The 19,441-nt window shown below is 68.2% G+C and carries 20 protein-coding genes; 11 read left to right on the top strand and 9 right to left on the bottom strand.

The window, feature by feature from the left end; all coding sequences use genetic code 11:
• Window positions 1-16 precede the first annotated feature (16 nt).
• On the top strand, window positions 17-781 hold the full coding sequence (locus tag ACZ50Q_RS09630; RefSeq protein ID WP_464081330.1) for an IclR family transcriptional regulator: 765 nt from the start codon (window positions 17-19) through the stop codon (window positions 779-781).
• Here the strand turns inward: ACZ50Q_RS09630 and ACZ50Q_RS09635 are convergent.
• Window positions 690-2,339 (bottom strand): FAD/NAD(P)-binding protein, encoded by a 1,650-nt coding sequence (locus tag ACZ50Q_RS09635; RefSeq protein ID WP_464081331.1) that lies wholly within the window; start codon window positions 2,337-2,339, stop codon window positions 690-692. The two genes, ACZ50Q_RS09630 and ACZ50Q_RS09635, sit on opposite strands and share 92 nt — an antisense overlap.
• Entirely contained in the window at window positions 2,336-3,304 is a 969-nt protein-coding gene (locus ACZ50Q_RS09640) for a Bug family tripartite tricarboxylate transporter substrate binding protein (RefSeq protein ID WP_464081332.1), read from the bottom strand. The genes ACZ50Q_RS09635 and ACZ50Q_RS09640 overlap by 4 nt, the downstream gene beginning before the upstream one ends.
• Window positions 3,305-3,609: 305 nt before the next feature.
• Between ACZ50Q_RS09640 and ACZ50Q_RS09645 the strand changes: the two genes are divergently transcribed.
• From ACZ50Q_RS09645 to ACZ50Q_RS09665, 5 genes are read left to right on the top strand one after another with little or no spacing between them, the layout of a single operon-like run.
• Window positions 3,610-4,779 (top strand): CaiB/BaiF CoA transferase family protein, encoded by a 1,170-nt coding sequence (locus tag ACZ50Q_RS09645; RefSeq protein ID WP_464081333.1) that lies wholly within the window; start codon window positions 3,610-3,612, stop codon window positions 4,777-4,779.
• Entirely contained in the window at window positions 4,776-5,498 is a 723-nt protein-coding gene (locus ACZ50Q_RS09650; RefSeq protein ID WP_464081334.1) for an enoyl-CoA hydratase/isomerase family protein, read from the top strand. The genes ACZ50Q_RS09645 and ACZ50Q_RS09650 overlap by 4 nt, the downstream gene beginning before the upstream one ends.
• A 29-nt stretch (window positions 5,499-5,527) precedes the next feature.
• Window positions 5,528-6,361, top strand: coding sequence for a CoA transferase subunit A (locus ACZ50Q_RS09655; protein WP_092581437.1), 834 nt, complete (start codon window positions 5,528-5,530; stop codon window positions 6,359-6,361).
• Entirely contained in the window at window positions 6,354-7,088 is a 735-nt protein-coding gene (locus ACZ50Q_RS09660) for a CoA-transferase subunit beta (protein WP_464081335.1), read from the top strand. Before ACZ50Q_RS09655 ends, ACZ50Q_RS09660 begins: the two co-directional genes overlap by 8 nt.
• A 29-nt stretch (window positions 7,089-7,117) precedes the next feature.
• The gene (locus ACZ50Q_RS09665; RefSeq protein WP_464081336.1) at window positions 7,118-8,608 is read left to right on the top strand and encodes a class I adenylate-forming enzyme family protein; all 1,491 of its coding nucleotides are present in this window, start codon (window positions 7,118-7,120) and stop codon (window positions 8,606-8,608) included.
• Window positions 8,609-8,654: 46 nt separating this feature from the next.
• Here ACZ50Q_RS09665 and ACZ50Q_RS09670 read toward each other — a convergent pair whose 3' ends face one another.
• Both ACZ50Q_RS09670 and ACZ50Q_RS09675 read right to left on the bottom strand, forming a co-directional pair.
• A complete protein-coding gene (locus ACZ50Q_RS09670; protein ID WP_464081337.1) occupies window positions 8,655-9,626 on the bottom strand; it encodes a tripartite tricarboxylate transporter substrate binding protein in 972 nt (323 codons plus the stop codon).
• Between the two features lie 73 nt (window positions 9,627-9,699).
• A complete protein-coding gene (locus ACZ50Q_RS09675; protein WP_464081338.1) occupies window positions 9,700-10,569 on the bottom strand; it encodes a fumarylacetoacetate hydrolase family protein in 870 nt (289 codons plus the stop codon).
• 198 nt (window positions 10,570-10,767) lie between these two features.
• On the opposite strand from ACZ50Q_RS09675, the gene ACZ50Q_RS09680 reads away from it, so the two are divergent.
• Window positions 10,768-11,436 (top strand): FadR/GntR family transcriptional regulator, encoded by a 669-nt coding sequence (locus ACZ50Q_RS09680; protein ID WP_464081339.1) that lies wholly within the window; start codon window positions 10,768-10,770, stop codon window positions 11,434-11,436.
• A gap of 25 nt (window positions 11,437-11,461) precedes the next feature.
• On the opposite strand, the gene ACZ50Q_RS09685 is transcribed toward ACZ50Q_RS09680, so the two are convergent.
• Window positions 11,462-12,349, bottom strand: a complete 888-nt coding sequence (locus tag ACZ50Q_RS09685; RefSeq protein WP_464081340.1) for a LysR family transcriptional regulator — start codon at window positions 12,347-12,349, stop codon at window positions 11,462-11,464.
• Between the two features lie 200 nt (window positions 12,350-12,549).
• Here ACZ50Q_RS09685 and ACZ50Q_RS09690 point away from each other — a divergent pair, with 200 nt between their 5' ends.
• Genes ACZ50Q_RS09690 through ACZ50Q_RS09700 form a run of 3 tightly spaced genes read left to right on the top strand, consistent with a single transcriptional unit; the run spans window position 12,550 to window position 14,341 of the window.
• Complete coding sequence (locus ACZ50Q_RS09690; protein WP_464081341.1) at window positions 12,550-13,029, top strand: carboxymuconolactone decarboxylase family protein; 480 nt, start codon at window positions 12,550-12,552, stop codon at window positions 13,027-13,029.
• Window positions 13,030-13,070: 41 nt separating this feature from the next.
• Window positions 13,071-13,826, top strand: coding sequence for an SDR family oxidoreductase (locus ACZ50Q_RS09695; protein ID WP_464081342.1), 756 nt, complete (start codon window positions 13,071-13,073; stop codon window positions 13,824-13,826).
• Between the two features lie 20 nt (window positions 13,827-13,846).
• A complete protein-coding gene (locus tag ACZ50Q_RS09700) occupies window positions 13,847-14,341 on the top strand; it encodes an Ohr family peroxiredoxin (RefSeq protein ID WP_092581429.1) in 495 nt (164 codons plus the stop codon).
• Window positions 14,342-14,393: 52 nt separating this feature from the next.
• Here the strand turns inward: ACZ50Q_RS09700 and ACZ50Q_RS09705 are convergent, their stop codons facing one another.
• The 4 genes from ACZ50Q_RS09705 to ACZ50Q_RS09720 form a co-directional block, all read right to left on the bottom strand.
• Window positions 14,394-15,398, bottom strand: a complete 1,005-nt coding sequence (locus ACZ50Q_RS09705) for a LysR family transcriptional regulator (RefSeq protein ID WP_464081343.1) — start codon at window positions 15,396-15,398, stop codon at window positions 14,394-14,396.
• Window positions 15,399-15,548: 150 nt separating this feature from the next.
• Window positions 15,549-15,998 carry a cupin domain-containing protein gene (locus ACZ50Q_RS09710; RefSeq protein ID WP_092581427.1) on the bottom strand — a complete coding sequence of 150 codons (450 nt, stop codon included), beginning with the start codon at window positions 15,996-15,998 and terminating at the stop codon, window positions 15,549-15,551.
• A 157-nt stretch (window positions 15,999-16,155) separates the two neighbouring features.
• Window positions 16,156-17,034, bottom strand: a complete 879-nt coding sequence (locus ACZ50Q_RS09715) for an RNA polymerase sigma-70 factor (protein WP_464081344.1) — start codon at window positions 17,032-17,034, stop codon at window positions 16,156-16,158.
• 159 nt (window positions 17,035-17,193) lie between these two features.
• Complete coding sequence (locus ACZ50Q_RS09720) at window positions 17,194-18,234, bottom strand: LacI family DNA-binding transcriptional regulator (RefSeq protein WP_464081345.1); 1,041 nt, start codon at window positions 18,232-18,234, stop codon at window positions 17,194-17,196.
• 213 nt (window positions 18,235-18,447) lie between these two features.
• Between ACZ50Q_RS09720 and ACZ50Q_RS09725 the strand changes: the two genes are divergently transcribed.
• Window positions 18,448-19,419: a Bug family tripartite tricarboxylate transporter substrate binding protein gene (locus ACZ50Q_RS09725; protein ID WP_464081346.1), complete on the top strand. Its 972-nt coding sequence runs from the start codon at window positions 18,448-18,450 to the stop codon at window positions 19,417-19,419.
• Window positions 19,420-19,441 lie beyond the last annotated feature (22 nt).

Below are 19,441 nucleotides of genomic sequence, written 5' to 3' on the forward strand. Positions count from 1 at the left end.
TTAGGAAAAATCACGAATGGACAAGACGCTGCTCAAAGGCCTGATGGTGTTGGAAGCGGTGACCGATGTGGACAATCCGCCGCGCACCATCGATGCGCTGGCCGCGCGGGTGGGGCTGACGCGCAGCAATACGCACCGCACCTTGCAGACGCTGATCCACGCAGGCTATGTCATCAAGGACGATGACGGCGGCGGCTATCGCGGCGCCGTGCGCCTGTTCGAACTGGCGGCGCGGCAACTGGCGCAACTGGACGTGCGCAAGCTGGCCGCGCCGCACATGCGCACGCTGGCGGACCAGACCGGCGAAACCGTGCACCTGTCGGTGCTGGACGGCTTTGATGTGGTCTACGTGGACAAGATCGACAGCCCGCAGCCCATCCGCGCGTATTCCATGGTGGGCGGGCGCGCGCCCGCTTACGCGGTGGCGACTGGCAAGGCGCTGCTGGCCTATCAGGTCGAAGGCTACGTCGAACGCTATGAGGACCAGATGGTCCGCCACACGCCGTCCACCATCGTGTCCATGGCCTTGTTGAAGGACGAACTGCGCAAGATTGCCCGCGCGGGCTACGCGGTCAATCGCGGCGAATGGCGCGAAGGGGTGGGCGGGCTGGCCGTGACCGTGTTCAACAGTCTGGACCAGCCCGTGGCGGCGGTCGGCATCTCGGGCCCGCTGGACCGCCTGAGCGCCGCTAGGATGAAGCAGCTTGCGCCGGATGTGGCGGCCTGTGCGCAGTCCATTTCGCAGGGGATGGGATATCGCCGGGGCTTTCTGGATCAGTAGCGGGCGCGGCGCGCAGGTCGGCCGCGATACGCACGGCCTGGTCGCGCGCCAGGCGGGCATTCACGTCCATGGACGTGGTCCAGAAGTAGGTGCCGCCGGCCAGGCTGCCCAATACGGAAAGGCCTGCCTGGACCCGGCCGCTGGCATTTTTGACGCAGCCGGTGCCGTAGTCGAGCGCCAGCCCGCCGTGAGGATCGGCCTGGGCATGCCCCTCGCGTAGCAGGCCGGACACGAGCGGATCTTGCGTACGCTGCGCATCCACCGAGAAGCTGGTCGCGTTGATGAGATAACGGCTGCGATGTTCGACCTGGCCGCGCGGCGTGCGCAGGCGCGTGACGAAAAGGCCGCTAGCGGCGTCGTGGACGCTGTCGCAATAGCCCTCGGCAATAGCGAGCTGGCCCGTGCCGAACAGGGCCTGCAGCTTCAGCGCGTTGCGCATCGGGAAGGTCGCACGGCGCGCCATCCAGAGCGATCGCCACTGCGACTGGAAACGGCGCCGTTCGCCATCCGGGATCAGATGCCAGATCTGGTCCACCGCAGCATTGGTGGCCGCCGCCACCGCCTGCCACGGCCGCGGCGCCGCGGCCGAGCGCTGGATTTCCTCATCGAGCGCGGACCGCGCATCGCGGTCCGGTCCGAGCAGGTCAGCGTCTTCCAGCGATCCGTTCAGCGCCAGCACCTCGTCCCGCAGCGCCTGCCAGACGACGTCCAGGGTCAGCGCGCCGCCGTGGCGGGCGGCCAGCGCCACCGCGCCGTCGCGGCTCAGGCGCTGCAGGACGTCGGGCGCGCGGTTGTGCGGGCTGCGCACCGAAGGCAGGCGCCCATTGCGCGAGGCGCACAGAATGGGGCCGCGGTGGCCGGCCTGCTGCAGCGCCGCCACGGCGTCCACCGCGCTCAGGCTGGTGCCGACGACGCACACCGACGCATCGGGCGCGATGCCGGCCGTCAGGGTGCAAACCGGATACGGGCTGTTGAAATAGCCGGGCGCGTCTTCCAGCGAGGGGAATGCCTGCGACGGCAGATTGCCGTTGCACAGCACGACGCGGCGCGCCAGCAGCGGCGTGCCAGCTTCGGGTTCGACGCGCACGCGTCCGTCGGCCAGGGGCGCCACGCGGCCGACACGGCTGGGCAAGTGCGACAGGGTCGCGCCCAGCGCCGGCGCAAGCTGGCGGCAGCGCGTGTAAACCGCGCGCATGTAGGCGCCGAACAGCGGCCGGGGCAGGAAGTCCGCGGGGTCGATGGACCCGACGCCGTACCCCGCGAGCCAGCCCGGATCCTGTTCACGCAGCCAGTCGACGAAGTCCAGCCTGCGGTCTGCGCGCGCCGACATGTTGCCCGCGGGGATGTTGAGCAGGTTGCTGCGCAGGTCGTCCTGGTAGGCGGCGCCCGGGCCGGGCTCGGGCTGGGGCTCGAAAAGGTGGATCGTCAACGCGCCCGCGCCCGGCGCCGCCTGGAGCGCCAGCAGGAACTGATACAGGAAGCTGACGCCGACCGAGCCACCGCCCACGATGGCCAGGTCGGTTGCGGCCTGCCGGCCCGCCGAGGGGGCCGGCATCATTTCGCCGCCGACAGGCGCACCACGTCCGCCCATCGCGCGACCTCCTGCTTGAGCATGCGGCTGGTGTCGGCGGGCGAGGTGGCGATGGCGTCCGCACCCAGCTTCAACGCGGCCTGCTGCACGGAATCCATCGCGGCGGCCTTGCGCATGCCGTCCGACAACTTGTCGACGACCGCGGGCGGCGTGCCCGCCGGCGCGAGCAGGGCGTAGGTGGTGGCAACCGAGTAATCCTTCACGCCCTGTTCCATCAGCGTGGGCAGGTCGGGCAGGGCCGTGGCGCGCTTGGCGGTCGTGACGCCCAGCAGGCGGATCTTGCCGCTGGCCACCTGCGGCAGCAGCGCGGGCAGCGTTTCGATGACCATATCGATCTGGCCGCCCAAAAGATCCGTGATGGCCGGCCCGCTGCCGCGATACGGCACGTGCATGAGCCGCGTGCCGGTCACCGCCTGGAAGAGTTCCCCCGCCATGTGCTGCGAGGTGCCGGGGCCGGCCGATCCGAACGTGATCGACCCGGGCTTGCTCTTGGCGAGCGCGATCAGCTCCTGCACGTTCTTGGCCGGGATTTTGCTGCTGTTCACCGCCACGGCCATCGGCATGCTGGTGGCCATCGACACGCCGACAAAGGCGGTGCCGAAATCGTAGCCTGGCTTGTCGGGCATGGCCGCGTGGATGGCATGGCTGCCCACCGCGCCCATCAGCAGCGTGTAGCCGTCGCCGGCCGACTTGGCGACGAACTCCGCGCCGATTTCGCCGCCCGCGCCCGCCTTGTTTTCCACCACGACGCTCTGGCCCAGATAGTCACCCAGGTGCTGCGCGTAGATGCGCGCCGCGGCGTCGGTCGCGCCGCCCGGCGGAAACGGGACCACCATGCGCACCGGTTTCGTGGGCCAGGTGTCGGCGGCCGCCGGTTGGGCTCCCAGCGCCAGCACCGTGCTGGCCAGGGCAATACGCCAAAACAGTTTCATGCAAGTCTCCTCGGTGGGGCGGGCCGGCATGCGTGGGCCTTTTCCTGGGACGGGGAGGCCGTGCTGCGGTCCTTTTTATAAATCCTAAAATATAGGATTGAGATTCCAATAAATGGTTTACCTAGAATTCCACACGGTGCTATGCTGGTCAACAATTAACCGATGGACTAAGGGATTGCACTAGGAAAACGCCAGGAAATGCCGGTTCTTGCCCTCACAGGGCTGGATCATGCCATCCTTCATCGTCGATACTTAGATTGTTTTTCGCATCCCAAATATTGAATTTTCATAACGAGAGGTCAGACATGACACCCAGTTCGGCGCTGGCCGGCATCACGGTGCTGGAGATTTGCAACGTTGCAGCGGGACCCTTTTGCGGCATGTTGTTGGCGGACATGGGCGCGGACGTGATCAAGGTGGAAAACCCGGAGGGCGGCGACACGCTGCGCAGCTGGCCGCCCATTTCCGACGGCTACAGCGAAAACTTCGCCTCGCTCAACCGCAACAAGCGGTCCGTGACGTTGAACCTGAAAGACCCCGGCGATCTCGCCCTCGCGCGTGAACTGGCGCTGCGCGCCGACGTGCTCATCGAGAACAACCGCCCGGGCGTGATGGACCGCCTGGGCCTGGGCTATGTCCAGTTGCGCGAGGCCAATCCCAGGCTGGTGTACTGCTCGATCTCGGCCTACGGCCAGTCGGGTCCGCGCGCGCAGGAAGGCGGCTTCGACCTCACCATCCAGGCCATGAGCGGCATCATGAGCGTGACTGGCGAGCCCGGCGGAGAGCCCGTCAAATGCGGCGTGCCGCTGGCGGACTTTTCGGCGGGACTGTACGGCGCCTTCGCCATCGCGTCGGCGCTGCGCGCGGCCCAGGCCAGCGGCCAGGGCACGCACATCGACGTGCCGATGCTGGGCGCCACGCTGGGCATCGCGGCCTTGCAGACGTCCGAGTTCTTTGGCAGCGGCAAGGACCCGGTCAAGCTGGGTTCGGCGCATCCGCGCAACGCGCCGTACCAGGCGTTTCGCTGCAAGAACGGCTACTTCGGCATGGCCGCGGGCAACCAGGCGCTATGGAAGGCCGTATGCGCGACGGTGGGACGCGATGACCTGCTGGCGGATCCGCGCTTCACGGACACCAGCGCGCGCGCGCGCAATCAGACCGCGCTGCGTGACATCCTGGAGGCCATCTTCGCCGAAGACGATGCGCAAGCGTGGCTGGCGCGCTTTCGCGCGGCCGGCGTGCCGTGCGCGCCGATCAATACCTATTCGGAAGTGCTGGCCGATCCGCAGGTCGAGCACATGGGCTGGGTGCAGCCGCTGGAATTGCCCAATGGCGTGCAGACCCGCACTTTCGGGCTGCCGGTGCGATTCGATGGCGAAACCACGGCGTTGCGGCGCCGTCCCCCCGCGCTGGGCGAGCACAACGACGATGTGCTGGGACCGCTGCGCGCCGCCGCCAAGGGAGCGGCGGCATGAGCGGCGTCCTGCGTATCGACCGCCAGGGGCCGCGGCATGTGTTGACGCTGGCGCGGCCCGAGAAAATGAACGCGCTGTCGGCGGACCTGGTCGAGGCCCTGATCGCAGCGCTGGACGAGGCCGAGGCGCAGCGCGCCAAGGTCATCGTGCTGCAGGGCGAAGGCAAGAACTTCAGCGCGGGCTTTGACTTCGGCGACTGGCAGTCACAGAGCGAAGGCGACCTGCTGCTGCGCTTCGTGCGCATCGAAACCCTGCTGCAGCGGCTGGCGGCATCGCCGTGCCTCACGGTGGCGCTCGCGCACGGCCGCAATTTCGGCGCGGGCGTCGACGTGTTCGGCGCCTGCAAGTGGCGCATCGGCGCGCCGGACGCGACGTTCCGCATGCCGGGCCTGAAATTCGGGCTGGTGCTGGGCACGCGTCGCTTTGCGGCGCTGGTCGGCGCGGAGCGTGCGCGCACGATTCTTGAACAGGCCGCGACGTTCAACGCCGAAGACGCCTTGCGCGACGGATTCGCCAGCCGGCTTGCGCCGCCCCAGGAATGGGCGCAGATCGGCGAGCAGGCATTGGAGACGGCCGCCGCCCTGACGGACGAGAGCCGCGCGCAGCTTTATGCGGCCCTGTCGCAGGAAGCGCCGGATATCGACCTGGCGCGGCTGGTGCGCTCGGCATCGGCGCCCGGCTTGAAAGACCGCGTGGCGGCATATCTGCAGGCGCGCTAGCCGCGCCACATGGAGCAGGAGGGAAGACAATGGCTTCAGGATTCAACCAAAAGAACAAGCAATGCTCGCTGCAGGAACTGGCTGCGCTGGTGCCCGACGGCGCATCGATCGCGCTGGGCGGCAGCTTCCTGCATCGCGGACCGTTCGCCTTCGTGCGCGAGCTCATCCGCCAGGAAAAGCGCAACCTCGAACTCATCAAGCAATCGCCCGGCTATGACGTGGACATCCTGTGCCGCGCGGGCGTGCTGCGCCGCGTGCGCGCGGGCATCGTCGCAATGGAAGGCAACTTCGGCCTCGCGCCCTGGTACCGGCGCGCCGTGGAACGCCATGAGATCGAACTGGAAGAACACGCCTGCGCCAGCCTCACGGCGGGATTGCGAGCGGCCGCCTTCGGCGTGCCGTTCCAGCCCTGCGGGGGCCTGCACGGCAGCGGCCTGCCGGAACTCAATGGCTGGAAATGCCTGGACGATCCGTATGGCAGCGGCGAGAAGACCTGGGTGGTCCCGGCCATACGGCCGGATTTCGCCGTGATCCAGGCCTCCGAAGTCGACGCGCAGGGCAACGTGCGCGTGGCGGGCACGGCGCACTGGGACCGCATCATGTCGCGCGCCGCGGGCAGCGTGCTGGTGGTGGCCGAGAAGGTCGTGGACAGCGCGGTGTTCGAGGCCCAGCCCGAATCCACGCTGGTGCCGTATTTCATGGTGCAGGCCTACGCGGTGGTGCCGGGCGGCGCCTGGCCGGGGTCGTGCTGGCCCGCCTACGCCATCGACTATCCGGCGGTGGAGACCTACATGGACAAGAACAGCGATCTGCGGGCGCACATGGCCGCGGCGCCTGAAGCGCGGGAGGGGAATCATGGCTGAACAATGGTCGGGCTTTTCATACATCGTCACCAATCTGGCGCGCTTCATCCGCCCGGACGAGATCACCTTCAGCGGCGTGAATTCCACCATGCCCATGCTGGCCTGCCTGCTGGCCAAGCGCGCCTACGACTGGGACTTCGTCTACATCAACGTGGCCGGAGGCGTGAACCCGCGGCCCTCGCATATTCCGCTTTCCAGTTCGGATCCGGTGCTGGCCGAGCACACGGCATCGATCTTCTCGAACGAAGACTTCTACGACCTGTGCACGCGGGGACGCATGGACCTGACGTTTCTCGGGGCCGCGCAGATCGACGGCGCGGGCTGCGCCAACAATTCCTGCATCGGCGACTGGCATGAACCCAAGGTGCGCCTGCCGGGCGGCGGGGGCGGGGCGGTGATGCTGCCCACGGCCCGGCGCGCCTGCACCTGGCGCACCGAGCATTCGCGCCGCACCTTCGTGCCCAAGCTGGACTTCATGACTTCCTGGGGCGGGTTTCATGGCGTGGTGACGCCGATCGCGGTGTTCGTCAAGCGCGAGGGCCGGCTGGTGCTGCAGTCCTGGCATCCGGAATCCAGCTTGTCCGAGGTGCGCGAGCGCACGGGTTTCGAGTTCGACGCCACGGGCGCCGGTCCGACCGAGCCGCCCACGGAAAGCGAAGCCCGCGCCTTGCGCGAGCTGGACGCCGACGGGCAGTTCGAGCGCGACGCCGCCGTCGCGCTGCGCTGACGCCGCTTCCACACCTAAGGGGAAACCTCATGACGAAAGCCGATGCCACGGTCGTGGCGGCGTTTGCTCGCCTGTGGATGCAGCCGGACCGGGCGGCGCTGCCCGCCATCGTGACCGCCGAGGAAACGTTGACCTATGCGGACTTGCATCGCCGCGTGGGACAGGTGGCGGGCGGCCTGCGCGCCGCCGGCGTTGCCCCGGGCGATTACGTCGGCGTGGCGATGGAGCGGTCGCTGGCGCAGGTCCTTGCCATCCTGGGCGCGATGGCCGCGGGGGCGTGCCCGTGTCCGTTGGAGCCCCGCCTGTCGGCCGACGAAACCGCCCGGCGGGTGGCCGCCGTGGGCCTGACCTGGATGCTGGCCGACGAACCCAATACCGCGGTCGTCCAGGCCTGCGGGCTACCTGCCGCGCGCCTGCAGGACGCGGCCCAGGCCGCGCAGGGCGCGTGTGTCTGGACCGGGGCCGGCGTGGCCGCCGATGCGCCGGGCCTGCTGCTGTTCACCTCGGGCAGCACCGGCAACCCGAAGGGCGTGCTGCTCAGCCATCGGGGCCTGGCAAACAATGCGCGCGGCGTGCTGGCGCACACGGAACTGACGCCCGCCGACCGCCTGCTGCACGTCATGCCGCTGCACCACACCAACGCGCTGAACAACCAGATCTTCGCGCCGCTGCTGGCGGGCGCCAGCGTGGCGCTGGCCGGCCGGTTCCGCGCCGAAGACATGCCCGGACTGCTGACCGCCTTCCGGCCCACCATCATCACCGGCGTGCCGACCATGTATGCGCGCATGCTGGACCTCGCCTTCGATCCGGATAGCCTCGCCGGGCTGCGTTTTGCGCGCTGCGGTTCGGCGCCCATCACCGAGGCCCTGCACCGGCGCATCGAAGCGTTTCTGGGCTGCCCGCTGGTCGTGTCCTACGGGTTGTCCGAGGCCACCTGCACGTCCACCATGAATCCGCCCGCGGCGCGGCGCGTCGGCTCGGTGGGGACGGTGCTGCAAGGGCAGGACGTCAGCCTGCGCCTGCCCGACGGCAGCCTCGCCCCGCCGGGCGCGGAAGGCGAGATCTGCATCGCGGGGGATAGCCTGATGCTGGGCTACCTGGGCGTGGACAGCGCCGACGCGGGCACGCCGACGCTGCTGCGCACCGGCGACCAGGGACGATTCGACGCGCAGGGATACCTGGCCATCACCGGCCGCATCAAGGACGTGATCATCCGGGGCGGCGAGAACCTCTCGCCCGCCCTGATCGAGGGCGTCGTGACGGGTCTGGCGGGCGTGGCCGCGTGCTGCGTGGTGGGCGCGCCCGACGAGGACCTGGGCGAGACCCCGGTGATCTTCGTGCAGCGCAAGGGGGATGCCGCGCCCGACGCGGCGGGCATCCAGGCCGAGGTGCTGGCGCGGTTGGGCCGCATCTACGTGCCGCGCGAGGTGTTCTTTGTGGACCGCCTGCCCGAGAACGCGGTGGGCAAGGTGGACCGCAAGGCGCTGGCGCGGCAGGCGGCGGCGCGGGAAACGGTGTGACGCGGGGGGATGCCCGGCCCGGCGGGTGCGCGCGGGGCCGGGCGTCTTACTCGACCTTGCCGATCCGCTGGACCGCCACCTCCAGCGATGCAGAGTCCTTTTTCCAGTACGCGTCGAAGTCCGGCGCGTCCAGGTATTGCACGGGACTGCCGGTGCCGGCGATGCGGGCCTGCAGCGCGGGGTCATCCGCGATCTGTTTGACGGCCCGGCGCAGCGTGTCGATCACGGCGGGCGGCGTGCCCGCCAGCGCGAAGACGCCGGACCACTGCACGAAGCTCGCGTCATACCCGCGCGATTTCAGGGAGGGCACCTGCGGCAGGCTGTCCAGCTTGCCCTCGCCCCAGTGCGCCAGCGGCCTGACACGCCCGGCCTGGATGAGCGGCATGACACTGGACGGCCCGGTGGCCAGCGCATCGACCTGGCCGCCCACCAGCGCCTGCACCGCCGGCCCCGCGCCCGTAAACGGCACGTGCATCATCTTGATGCCGGCCGCGTTCTGCAGCATCTCCATCGGCACGTGCATCGTGCCGTAGATGCCCGAACTCCCATAGCTCAGCTTGCCGCCTTGTTTCCTGGCCGCCTCGATGAATTCGTCCAAGGTCTTGTAGGGCGCATCCGCGCGCACCACCAGCACGGTGGGATCGGCCGTGATGCGGGCGATGGGTACGAACTGGTCCAGTTGATAGGCCGGCTTGCGTTCCAGCAGGCGGTCGGCGGCCGGCAGGATGGAAATCGACGAGAGGCTCATCAGCAGCGTGTAGCCGTCGGGCTTGGCGCGGCCCGCCTGGCCGATGCCGATGGCTCCACCGGCGCCGCCCTTGTTCTCGATCACGATGGGCTGGCCCAGTTTGTCGCCCAGGGCCTGGGCGAGCGGACGGGCGATGGTGTCGGCGACGCCGCCGGGCGGGAAGGGCACCACCAGGGTCACGGGACGCTCGGGATAGCCGGCAGCCGATGCGGCCGCCGTCCCGAGGCATAGCAGGGCGGCCGCGGCCACCAGTTTGCAGCGCAGATTCATGTCTCACTCCTGTTGATATGCGGTGTGCTGCGCGGCGCCGGTTTCTTGTGACCGGCGCTCTTTCTACCCCGCTTCAGACGAACCGGTTTTCGATCCTGCCGATGCCGTCGATCTCGATCCGAACCGTGTCGCCGCTCTTCAGAAACTGCGGCGGGTTCAGGCCCTGGCCCACGCCAGCCGGCGTGCCGGTGGCGATGACGTCGCCCGGATACAGGGTGATGCCGCGCGAGCAGGTTTCGATCAGCGTCGGGATGTCGAAGATCAGGTCTTCCGTGTTGCCGTCCTGGCGCAACTCGCCGTTCACCCAGCAGCGCACGCGTGTCTTCTGGCCGTCCAGCTCGTCGGCCGTGACCAGCCACGGGCCCATCGGGCAGAACGTGTCGAAGGACTTGCCCAGGTCCCATTGCTGATGGCGCATCTGCACGTCGCGCGCCGTGACGTCGTTGACGACGGTGTACGCGACCACATGGCTCATTGCCTCGGCGCGCGAGATGTTGCGCCCGCCCTTGCCGATGACCACCGCCAGTTCGGCTTCGTAGTCGATCTTGTCGGAGATGCCGGTGGGCAGCGTCACATCGGCCCACGGGCCCACCACGGTTTGCGGCACTTTGGTGAAGACGATGGGCCAGGATTCCGGGTTGGCGTCGTTGTCCTTGAATACGGAATCGCGCAGTTCCTTGGCATGCGCGTGGTAATTGCGGCCCACGCAGAACAGGTTGCGCGGCTGCGCCGGCAGCGGGGCTTCGTGTTCGACCTGGTCCCAGCGATAGGACGGACCGGTCTGCGCGGGCAGGGCGCGGCCCTCGGCCAGCCATTGCACGGCCGTCAGCGCGCCGGCCGCCGCCAGCGCCGGGGGAAAGTCCAGCGCGGTCACCGCGCTGCCGTCGTCCGTGACCACGCCCACGCGCCGCTCGCCGTTGACTCGAAATACCGCGATTTTCATGCTTGCTCCTACGGCGGCCGCGGCCGCCCTTGATGGTGTACCAAAAGATACCAATTTGACCTAATGATCGGCCCAATTGCGGGTTATTGGGCAGGATAAACCAAAAACTGCCCTTGGCGAATGGGTTGTTTCCAGGCTGACGCGCCTGTATTGGACTGATTTGGTATCATCGCGCGGTGATCCCACCCCGGAGTCCCCATGGACAAAGCCTCCGCCATGCGCGCGGTCATCATCGAAAACCTTCAATCCGGCGCGTGGCCGGCCGGCCATCGCCTGCCGACCGAGCGCGCGCTGAGCGAGCAGTTCGGCCTGAGCCGGTCCACCGTGCGCCGCACGCTCTCGCAATTGAAGGAAGAAGGCCTCATCTCGCAGCGCGTGGGCAGCGGCACCTACGCCAATCCGCCTTCCACGCTGGCGCAGACCGAGGCCCTGTTGCGCGGCGAAGTGCTGTCCACCAGCCCGGCCGAACTGATGGCCGCGCGCCTGGTGCTGGAGCCGGCCATCGCCGCGCTGGTGGTGCAGCACGGCACGCCCGCCGACTTCGCCGCGATGCAGCATGCGTGCGAGCAAGCCGAGGCCGCGACCAGCTTCGAGGCGTTCGAAGTGTGGGACGCCAGGCTGCACGCGCTGATGGCCACGGCCACCCACAATCTGTTCATTGAAAAGGTCTTTGCGCTGATGACCGCGGCGCGCTCGCAGGCCACGTGGGGCGCGCTCAAGCGCAAGAGCCTCACGCCCGAGCGGCGCGCGGCGTATCAGGCAGAACATCGCGAGATCGTCGAGGCGCTGCACGACCGCGACGCCGACCGCGCCATGGCGGCCGTGCGCCGGCACCTGCTGCATGTCCGGGACAACCTGCTGGGATAGGACGCCGGCGGGCGCGCAGCAGGGGTCAGTTCACCTGCAGATGGCGCTGCAGCGTATCGATGAACACCTTTGCCCGCGCTGGCGTGACGCGGTTGTCGGATAGCGCGTAGATGGTGGCCGGGGGCAGTTTCCAGTCCGGCAGGATCTGCTCCAGGGCCAGCTCCCGCAGGGTCTGCGACAACGCCAGATGGCTGGGCATCCAGGCAATGCCGAGCCCGGCCGTGGCCAGTTGCACGCCCAGGGCCGAACTGTTGGTGCCGATGTGGGCGGGGCCCCGGACGTTGAGCAGGCCCTCGCCTTCGCCCAGCGTCCAGTCAGGCAGGTCGCCCGTAATGATGCGCTCGTGCAGGCCCAGGTCTTCGGGGCAGGTCGGGCGCCCGAAGCGGTCCAGGTAGCTGCTGGCCGCGACGAGCACCCAGTGGACCTGGGCCACGTGCTTCTGGATCAGCGCGGAATCCTCGAGGTCGCCCGTGCGCAGCATGAGGTCGAACTGCTGGCCATTGCGCGCGATGTCGGACGTGCCCAGCTCGACCTCGAACGAGATCTGCGGATAGGTGGCGCGCAGCTCCTTCAGCACGGCCGGCAGGATCGTCGTGAGCCCGGGCATGACCGACACGCGCAGCGTCCCGGCCAGGTGATTCAGGCTGGCGTTGATGACCTCGTGCGCGGACAGGGCGCCTTGGACGTGCGCGGCGCATTCGTCGAAGTATCGCTGGCCGATCGCCGTCAGGCTGACACTGCGCGTGGTGCGGTTCAGCAGTTTGTACCCGAGCGTCTGTTCCAGCTGCGTGAGGCGGCGGGACAGGGTGGCCACCGGGATGCCGAGGCCGGCGGCGGTGGCGGACAGCTTCCCGCGCTTGGCGACTTCGACGAAGTAGTGGAGGTCCTGCATCGAGATATCGTTTCTGTTCATGGTGTGTTCCGGGCGCGAGCCGTCAGTGCCCGTTCATTGTCGTCGCGTTCGTCCCGGGCGATTGTTGCCATTGCGGCAACATCGTGCTCCCTCGCCAGGATCTACTGCCGCCGTTCGAGCAGACCTACGATTTGGGCGTCGTTCAAGCCTGCGCAGTCCGGCCGATCCGCCGGGTAGCGCCCACCCCCCGAGGAGCCATCATGACCCAACGCATCAACGCCTTTGCCCAATCGCCCGACCTGTTCAAGAAGCTGGTCGAATTCACCATGCTGGCCAAGTCGGGCGCCATCGAAAAGTCGATCCTGACCCTGGTCGACATCCGCGCGTCGCAGATCAACGGCTGCGGCTTCTGCCTGGACATGCACGTCAAGGAGGCCAAGATCGCCGGCGAACGCGAACTGCGCCTGCACCACGTCGCCATCTGGCGCGAATCCAACCAGTTCTCGGCGCGCGAACGCGCGTGCCTCGCGTGGACCGAAGCCCTGACCACGCTGGGCGCGCACGGCGTGCCCAGCGAGGTGTACGAGCGCGTGCGCGGCGAACTGTCGGAAAAGGAACTCTCGGACCTCAGCTTCGCGATCATGGCCATCAATGGCTGGAACCGCCTGAACGTGGGCTTCCAGACCGTTCCCGGCTCCGCGGACAAGGCCTACGGCCTGGACAAGGCGCAATTCAGCTAAGCAACCCAGCAATCCAGCAACCCAGCAACCAAGGATCGATCATGAAAATCCTCGTCATCGGCGGCACGGGCCTGATTGGCTCCAAGCTCGTCAAACTGCTTACCGGGCGCGGCCATGAGGCCGTCGCCGCGTCCCCCGCGACCGGCGTGAACACCGTCACGGGCGAAGGCCTGGATGCCGCGCTGACCGGCGTGGACGTGGTGGTGGACGTCGCCAACTCGCCGTCCTTCGAAGACCAGGCTGTGCTCGATTTCTTCCAGGCCGCCGGCCGCAACCTGCTGGCGGCCGAGAAGCGCGCGGGCGTGCGCCATCACGTCGCGCTGTCGGTGGTGGGCACGCGCCGCCTGGCCGAAAGCGGCTACTTCCGCGGCAAGATCGTGCAGGAAGACCTGATCGAGGCCGGTGGCATTCCGTACACCATCGTCCACAGCACGCAGTTCTTCGAGTTCCTGGGCGGCATCGTGCAGTCGGGCGCGCAGGGCGACGACGTACGGCTGCCGTCCGCGTATGTGCAGCCCATCGCCTCCGACGACGTGGCCCTGGCCATGGCCGACGCGGCGCTGGGTGCGCCGGTGAACGGCATCGTGGAGATCGCCGGTCCGCAGAAGGTGCGCCTGGCCGAACTGGCCCAGCGCTACATGGGTAAAATCGGCGACGCCCGCACCGTGCACGCGGACGCCGGCGTGCGCTATTTCGGCGCGCTGCTGGACGACGATACGCTGGTGCCGGGACCCGGCGCGCGCCTGGGCGAGATCGACTTCGAAACCTGGTTCAGCCGTTCGGGCACAAGAAAGTAGCGGCGGGCACAAGGACCCTCATGAGCAAATTGCGGCCTCCTTCCCAGACCCTTTTGGACAAGTACCGGGGCGGCGACTTCCGTCCCCTGTACACCACCAGCGTGACGGTGCGCGGCGGGGAGGCGGCGCACGGCCGCGCGTCGGGCATCGCCATCTCGGACGACGGCGAACTGGTCGTGGAATTGCGCCTGCCCGTCGAACTGGGCGGCACGGGCGGGGGCACCAACCCCGAGCAGCTCTTTGCCGCGGGCTATGCCGCATGCTTCCATGGCGCCCTCAGCATGCTGGCCGAGCGGTCCGGCCTGTCGATTCCCGAGGCGTCGGTCACGGCCACCATCTCGTTCGGGCGCGATCCCGTGGACGGACTCTTCGCGCTGACCGCCGACATCAATATCCACCTGCCGGGGCTGGACAAGGCCATCGCCGAGGAACTGGTGCGCAACACCGAACGCCTTTGTCCCTATTCCAAAATGGCGCAGGGCGGCATCGAAAGCGTGGTGGCGCTGACGCAGTAGGGCGGCGACGCAGGGCCGGAATCCTGTCGCGCCGTTGCGCGATGCACCGACCTCACACCGGCTTCGCCAGCAGACTGTCCAGGATCTGCAGATCCATCGCGCGGATCTGTTCGGTCATGTAGTCGATGAACACGCGCATGCGCACCGGCAAATGCTGGCGGCTCAGGAAGCACAGGTAATGCCCGCGATCGTCGGGCGCGTATTGCGGCAGGCAGGCGACCAGCTTGCCGGCGCGCAGGTGGTCGCAGACCTGGTAGGCGGCCATCTGCGCGATGCCATGGCCGTCCAGCACCGATTGCAGCACCAGGTCGGCGTCGTTGAAGGTCAGCATGGCGGCCGGGGCGACCTTGCGCAGATGGCCCGACACCTTGAACTCCCATTCGTAGACCCGTCCCGACGCGAGCTTGAAGTTCACGCAGCGATGGCGGTCGATGTCGTCGACGGTGGCCGGCAGCCCGTGGCGCGCGGCATAGGCGGGCGAGGCGCACAGCAGCATCTGCATCGGGATCACCTTCTTGGCGATCACCTGGCTGTCTTCCATGCGTCCGTTGCGGAAGGACACGTCGACCCGGTCCGTGGTGAAGTCGGTGGGACCGTCGTCCAGCAGCAGCTCGACCGAGATGCCGGGATTGGCCTCGCAAAACCCTTTCAGCAGCGGCGCGACGATCTTGCGGCCGAAGCCCACGGTGGCGCACACGCGCAGCTGCCCCGAGGGCGGGCCTTCGCGCAGTTCGCGCATGTCGTCCAGGGCCTGGATGATGCGCTCGACGCCGGGATGGCACTGTTCGTAGAAGCGCTGGCCCTCGGGCGTCAGCGACGTGCTGCGCGTCGTGCGCACGAACAGGCGCGTGCCGAGCTGGTCTTCCAGCTTCTGCACGCTGCGGCTGACGGCCGAGCGGCCGATGCCGAGCCGGTCGCCGGCCTTCGCGAAGTTGCCTTCGGCGGCGACGGCGATGAAGGCCATGACACCGGCGTAGCTGGTGGCAAAGCTGTCAGCCAGGGAATCCGGTCCGTTCGAAGAAGGGAGATCCGCGGGGGCGGGGGAGGGTGTCGACATGGTGGCGGCGCGGCAAGTAAGTTGATCCTACTGCTAAGACGTTGCGCCGGGCAATCCTGTGACATCGCGCGTAAAAAAAGGCCTTCCCGTGGGGGAAGGCCTGCTGGCGGGCCGGGATCCGGCCCGGGTGCACCATCCTTCGGCGCGCCCCTATTGGACCGGAGTCAGGGCGGGCGCCCCTCTTTTCTTGATCAGCACGACCAGGAACTTGGCGGGCCGGGTCTGGCTGGCGTTGCGCCCCACGGTGTGGATGTCGTCCGGGCCTTCGTAAAAGGTCTGGCCGGGCGTCAAGGTGACTTCCTTGCCGCCCTTGACCTGCATGACGATGCTGCCTTCCAGCACATAGACGAAGCCGTGGGCGTCGTGGCGATGGATCGGGTCGGCCGCGCCGGGCGGATAGTCCACGATGAGCATCACGGCATCCTTGCCGGCGATGTCCGGCAGGTCCTTGGCCATCAGCTCGGAGACGATGGGATCGGCTGGCCTGGCGGAGGGCGACGCGGGATGGGACGCGGCATCGTGGGATGCGGCATGGGCGGGCTGGCCGAGCAGCGCGGCGGCGGCGATAAAGGGCAATCCGAACTTCGTGATCTTTGACATGACCTGTCCTTGGCTGGAAGTGATGACGGGTCCATCGTAGAAGCGAGGAAGTCGGGGCGGTAGCACCGCGCAGGGGATCACCGTGTTGCCTGCCACGCACCAAAAGGACCGATGCGCCAGCGCGCCGCGTGTTACTGCCGCATTTCACTGCCGCATGTCACTGCCGCGCGAGGGCGGCGGCGATGCCGGCGAGCTTGTCCGGGTTGCGTTGCACCAGCACCCGGGTCAGGCGCTTGCCGTCAGTTTCGTAGGACTGCACGGATTCCAGCTCGCCGTCGATGAAGCGCAGCAGCGTCCATTGGCCGTTGACCTGGACGACCCTGACATCCAGGGCGTCGCGATAGCGGCGCTTGCCGGCGTAGAAAAGCTGCGCCAGCCGCTTGCCGCCCACCAGGCGGGCAAACGCGGAGACCTTGTCGCCGCCGTCCCCGATGAGCTCGGCGTCATCGCTCAGCAGCGCGAGCAGGCCATGGAAGTCGCTGCGCTGCATTGCCTCGGCGAATGCCTGCAGCAGCCGCTGCAGCGTTGCGCGCGGCACGGCTTCGCGCGGCGCACCCTGGCGCAACTGCTGGCGGGCGCGGCGCACCATCTGGCGGACCGCGGCCGGGGTCTTGTCCAGCGTCTGCGCGATGTCTTCGTAGTCCGCATCGAACACATCGCGCATGAGAAACGCCGCGCGCGCCTCGGGCGACAGGCGCTCCAGCATGAAAAGGAACGCAACCGACACGTCGTCGGCCTGTTCGTGGATCTGTTCTGGCGTGGCGGGGGCGGCCATCAGCATGGGCTCCGGCAGCCACACGCCCACGTATTTGTCGCGCTCGGCCTTGGCGGCGCGCAGGTGGTCGATGGACAGCCGCGTGGTGGCGGTGACGAGCCACGCCTCCGGGTTGGCGATGACGCCGCGGTCGGCGCCGTGCCAGCGCAGCCACGCCTCCTGCACCACGTCTTCGGCTTCGGCCACGGCGCCCAGCATGCGGTAGGCGATCGCGTAGAGGCGGGGACGGTGCTGGTCGAAGAGGGCGACGGAGTCGGACATGGGGAGGGCCAGCGCCGAGGCAAGGGAGGAAGGCAGGTATTTTGCCGCAGGGACCAGGCTGGAACAAGCACGCGGGACCGCCCGGCCCGTCTCCAATGCCGTCCCGAGTGGGCTACAGCACGATGTCATTCGAGCACAGGGGCGGCAGCGCCGCGTCGACTACGCGCTGTCGCGGGCCACGATGCGAAAGCCGATTTCCACCACCGATTGCGCGGGGCGCTGGCCGTTGGCGCGCAGGCCGATCATCTCGGCGGCCTGCGCGCCGATGGCGGCGCCGTCCACGTGCACCGAGGTGATGGCAGGCGACATCGAGGCGGCGATGTCCATGTCGCCGAAGCCGACCACGGCCAGTTGCCGGGGGACGTCCAGGCCCTGCACGGCCGCCTCGGTCAATACGCCGGCGGCCATCAGGTCCGAGCTGCAGAACACGGCGTCGATGCCCTGTCCCGAGCGCTGCAGGGCGCGCAGTCCTTCGCGGCCCTGCGCGTGTGTCGTGGGCGCGGGCAGGTAGTGCACCAGCGGTTCGGGCAGGCCGGATTCCAGGGCGGCGCGCACCAGGCTTTCGGCGCGCAGCCGGGCGCGCGGGTCGTCGCCGCTCAGCACGGCCTGCCGGGTCTTGCCCGCATCGCGCAGGTAATGGCTTACGGCGGCGCCGATCGCCTCGTGCGACAGGCTCAGCAGCATGTCGATCGGCGCGTCGGTGGTGTCCCAGGTTTCGACGATGGGGATGCCGGACGCCTTGAGCAACTGCCGGCCCTGCGGCGAATGCATCACGCCCGTCAGCACGATGCCGTCGGGACGGCGCCCGATGATGGCGCGCAGCAGCGCGTCTTCGCGCGGCGAGTCGTAGCCGCTCTGGCCGACCATGAGCTGAAAGCCCTTGGCGTCGAGGGACCGGGTCAGCTCGGTCAGCATGCCGCCAAAGAGCGACCCGGTGATCGAGGGCACCAGCACCATCACCAGGTTGCTGCGCGACAGGCGCAGGCTGCCGGCCATGAGGTTGGGCACGTAGCCCAGCGCCTGGATCGCGGCGGTGACTTTGTCCAGCGTGGCGGGAGACACCTGCTGCGGGGTGTTGATCGCGCGCGACACCGTGATCATCGAAACACCGGCCGCCTGCGCGACCTCCCGCACGGTGACGCTGGCGCGTTCGGAGGATCGGGCAGGGGAGCCGGCAGAGGGGATTCGGGACGCGCGCATCGGGTAACAGGGAGAGGAAAAAAACCGGGTGAAACAAGCATCAAGCCTAACCGCTGTCCCCCGTTTTGCGGGGCGGGCTAGATCAGGGTTTATCCGGATGGTGACGGCGGTCGGCCAGGAAATATCCTAAAAAAGCCGTGATGTTAACGTTAACAGAAAAAATGTTAACGTTAACGTAGACGTCCAAAATACAAACCAGACCGGAGACAAGCAATGACTCGCAACGCGCGCAAGTGGATAGTTGGATTGAGCCTGATGGCGGCGGCCGGCGTGGCGCACGCCTGGCCCGACAAGCCCGTCACCATGGTGGTGCCGTTCCCGCCCGGGGGCGCGACCGATTCGGTGGCGCGCGCGCTGGCCAACAAGCTGGGAGAGCAGCTCAAGCAGTCCTTCGTCGTGGAAAACAAGGCTGGCGCCACCGGCACCATCGGCGCCTCGCAGGTGGCCCGCGCCGCGCCGGACGGCTACACGCTGTTGGTCACGTCGCTGGCGCCCCTGGTCGTGGCGCCGCACCTCATGAAAGGCATTCCCTACGATCCGGCCAAGGACTTCACGTACCTCACCGTGGCCGTGCAGACGCCCAACGTGCTGGTGGTCAGCCCGCAGCTCGCCGCCAAGGTCAACAGCGTGCAGGACGTGCTGGCGCTCCTGAAGTCCAAGCCCGGCGGCATCAGCTTCGCCACGTCGGGCGCGGGCTCGTCGGATCATCTGACCGCGGAGCTGTTCTGGCAGAAGACCGGCACCAAGGGCCTGCACGTGCCCTACAAGGGCGGCGCCCCGGCCATCTCCGATCTGCTCGGCAACCAGGTGGACATGTCGTTCCAGAACGTGAACGCCGTGCTGCCGCACATCAAGGCCGGCAAGCTCAAGGCCATCGCGGTCACGGGCTCCAAGCGCTCGCCCGTGCTGCCCGACGTGCCCACGTTTGCCGAGGTCTCCGTGCCGGGCGTCGATGTCTACGCGTGGCAGGCGGTCGTGGCGCCGAAGAACCTGCCGGCCGACGTGCGCGACAAGCTGTCCGCCGCGCTCACCACCGCACTGAAGGATCCGTCCCTCAGCAAGCCCTTTACCGACATCGGCCTGGAAATCGTCGCCAACTCGCCGGACGCATTCACCAAGTTCCAGCAGCAGGAAAGCGCGCGCTGGAAGCAGGTCATCGAGACCGGCGGCATCTCCGTGCAATGACGCAACGCGCCCGGCCGCCCCG

The sequence above is a fragment of the Achromobacter sp. T5-5 genome, from assembly GCF_055397965.1.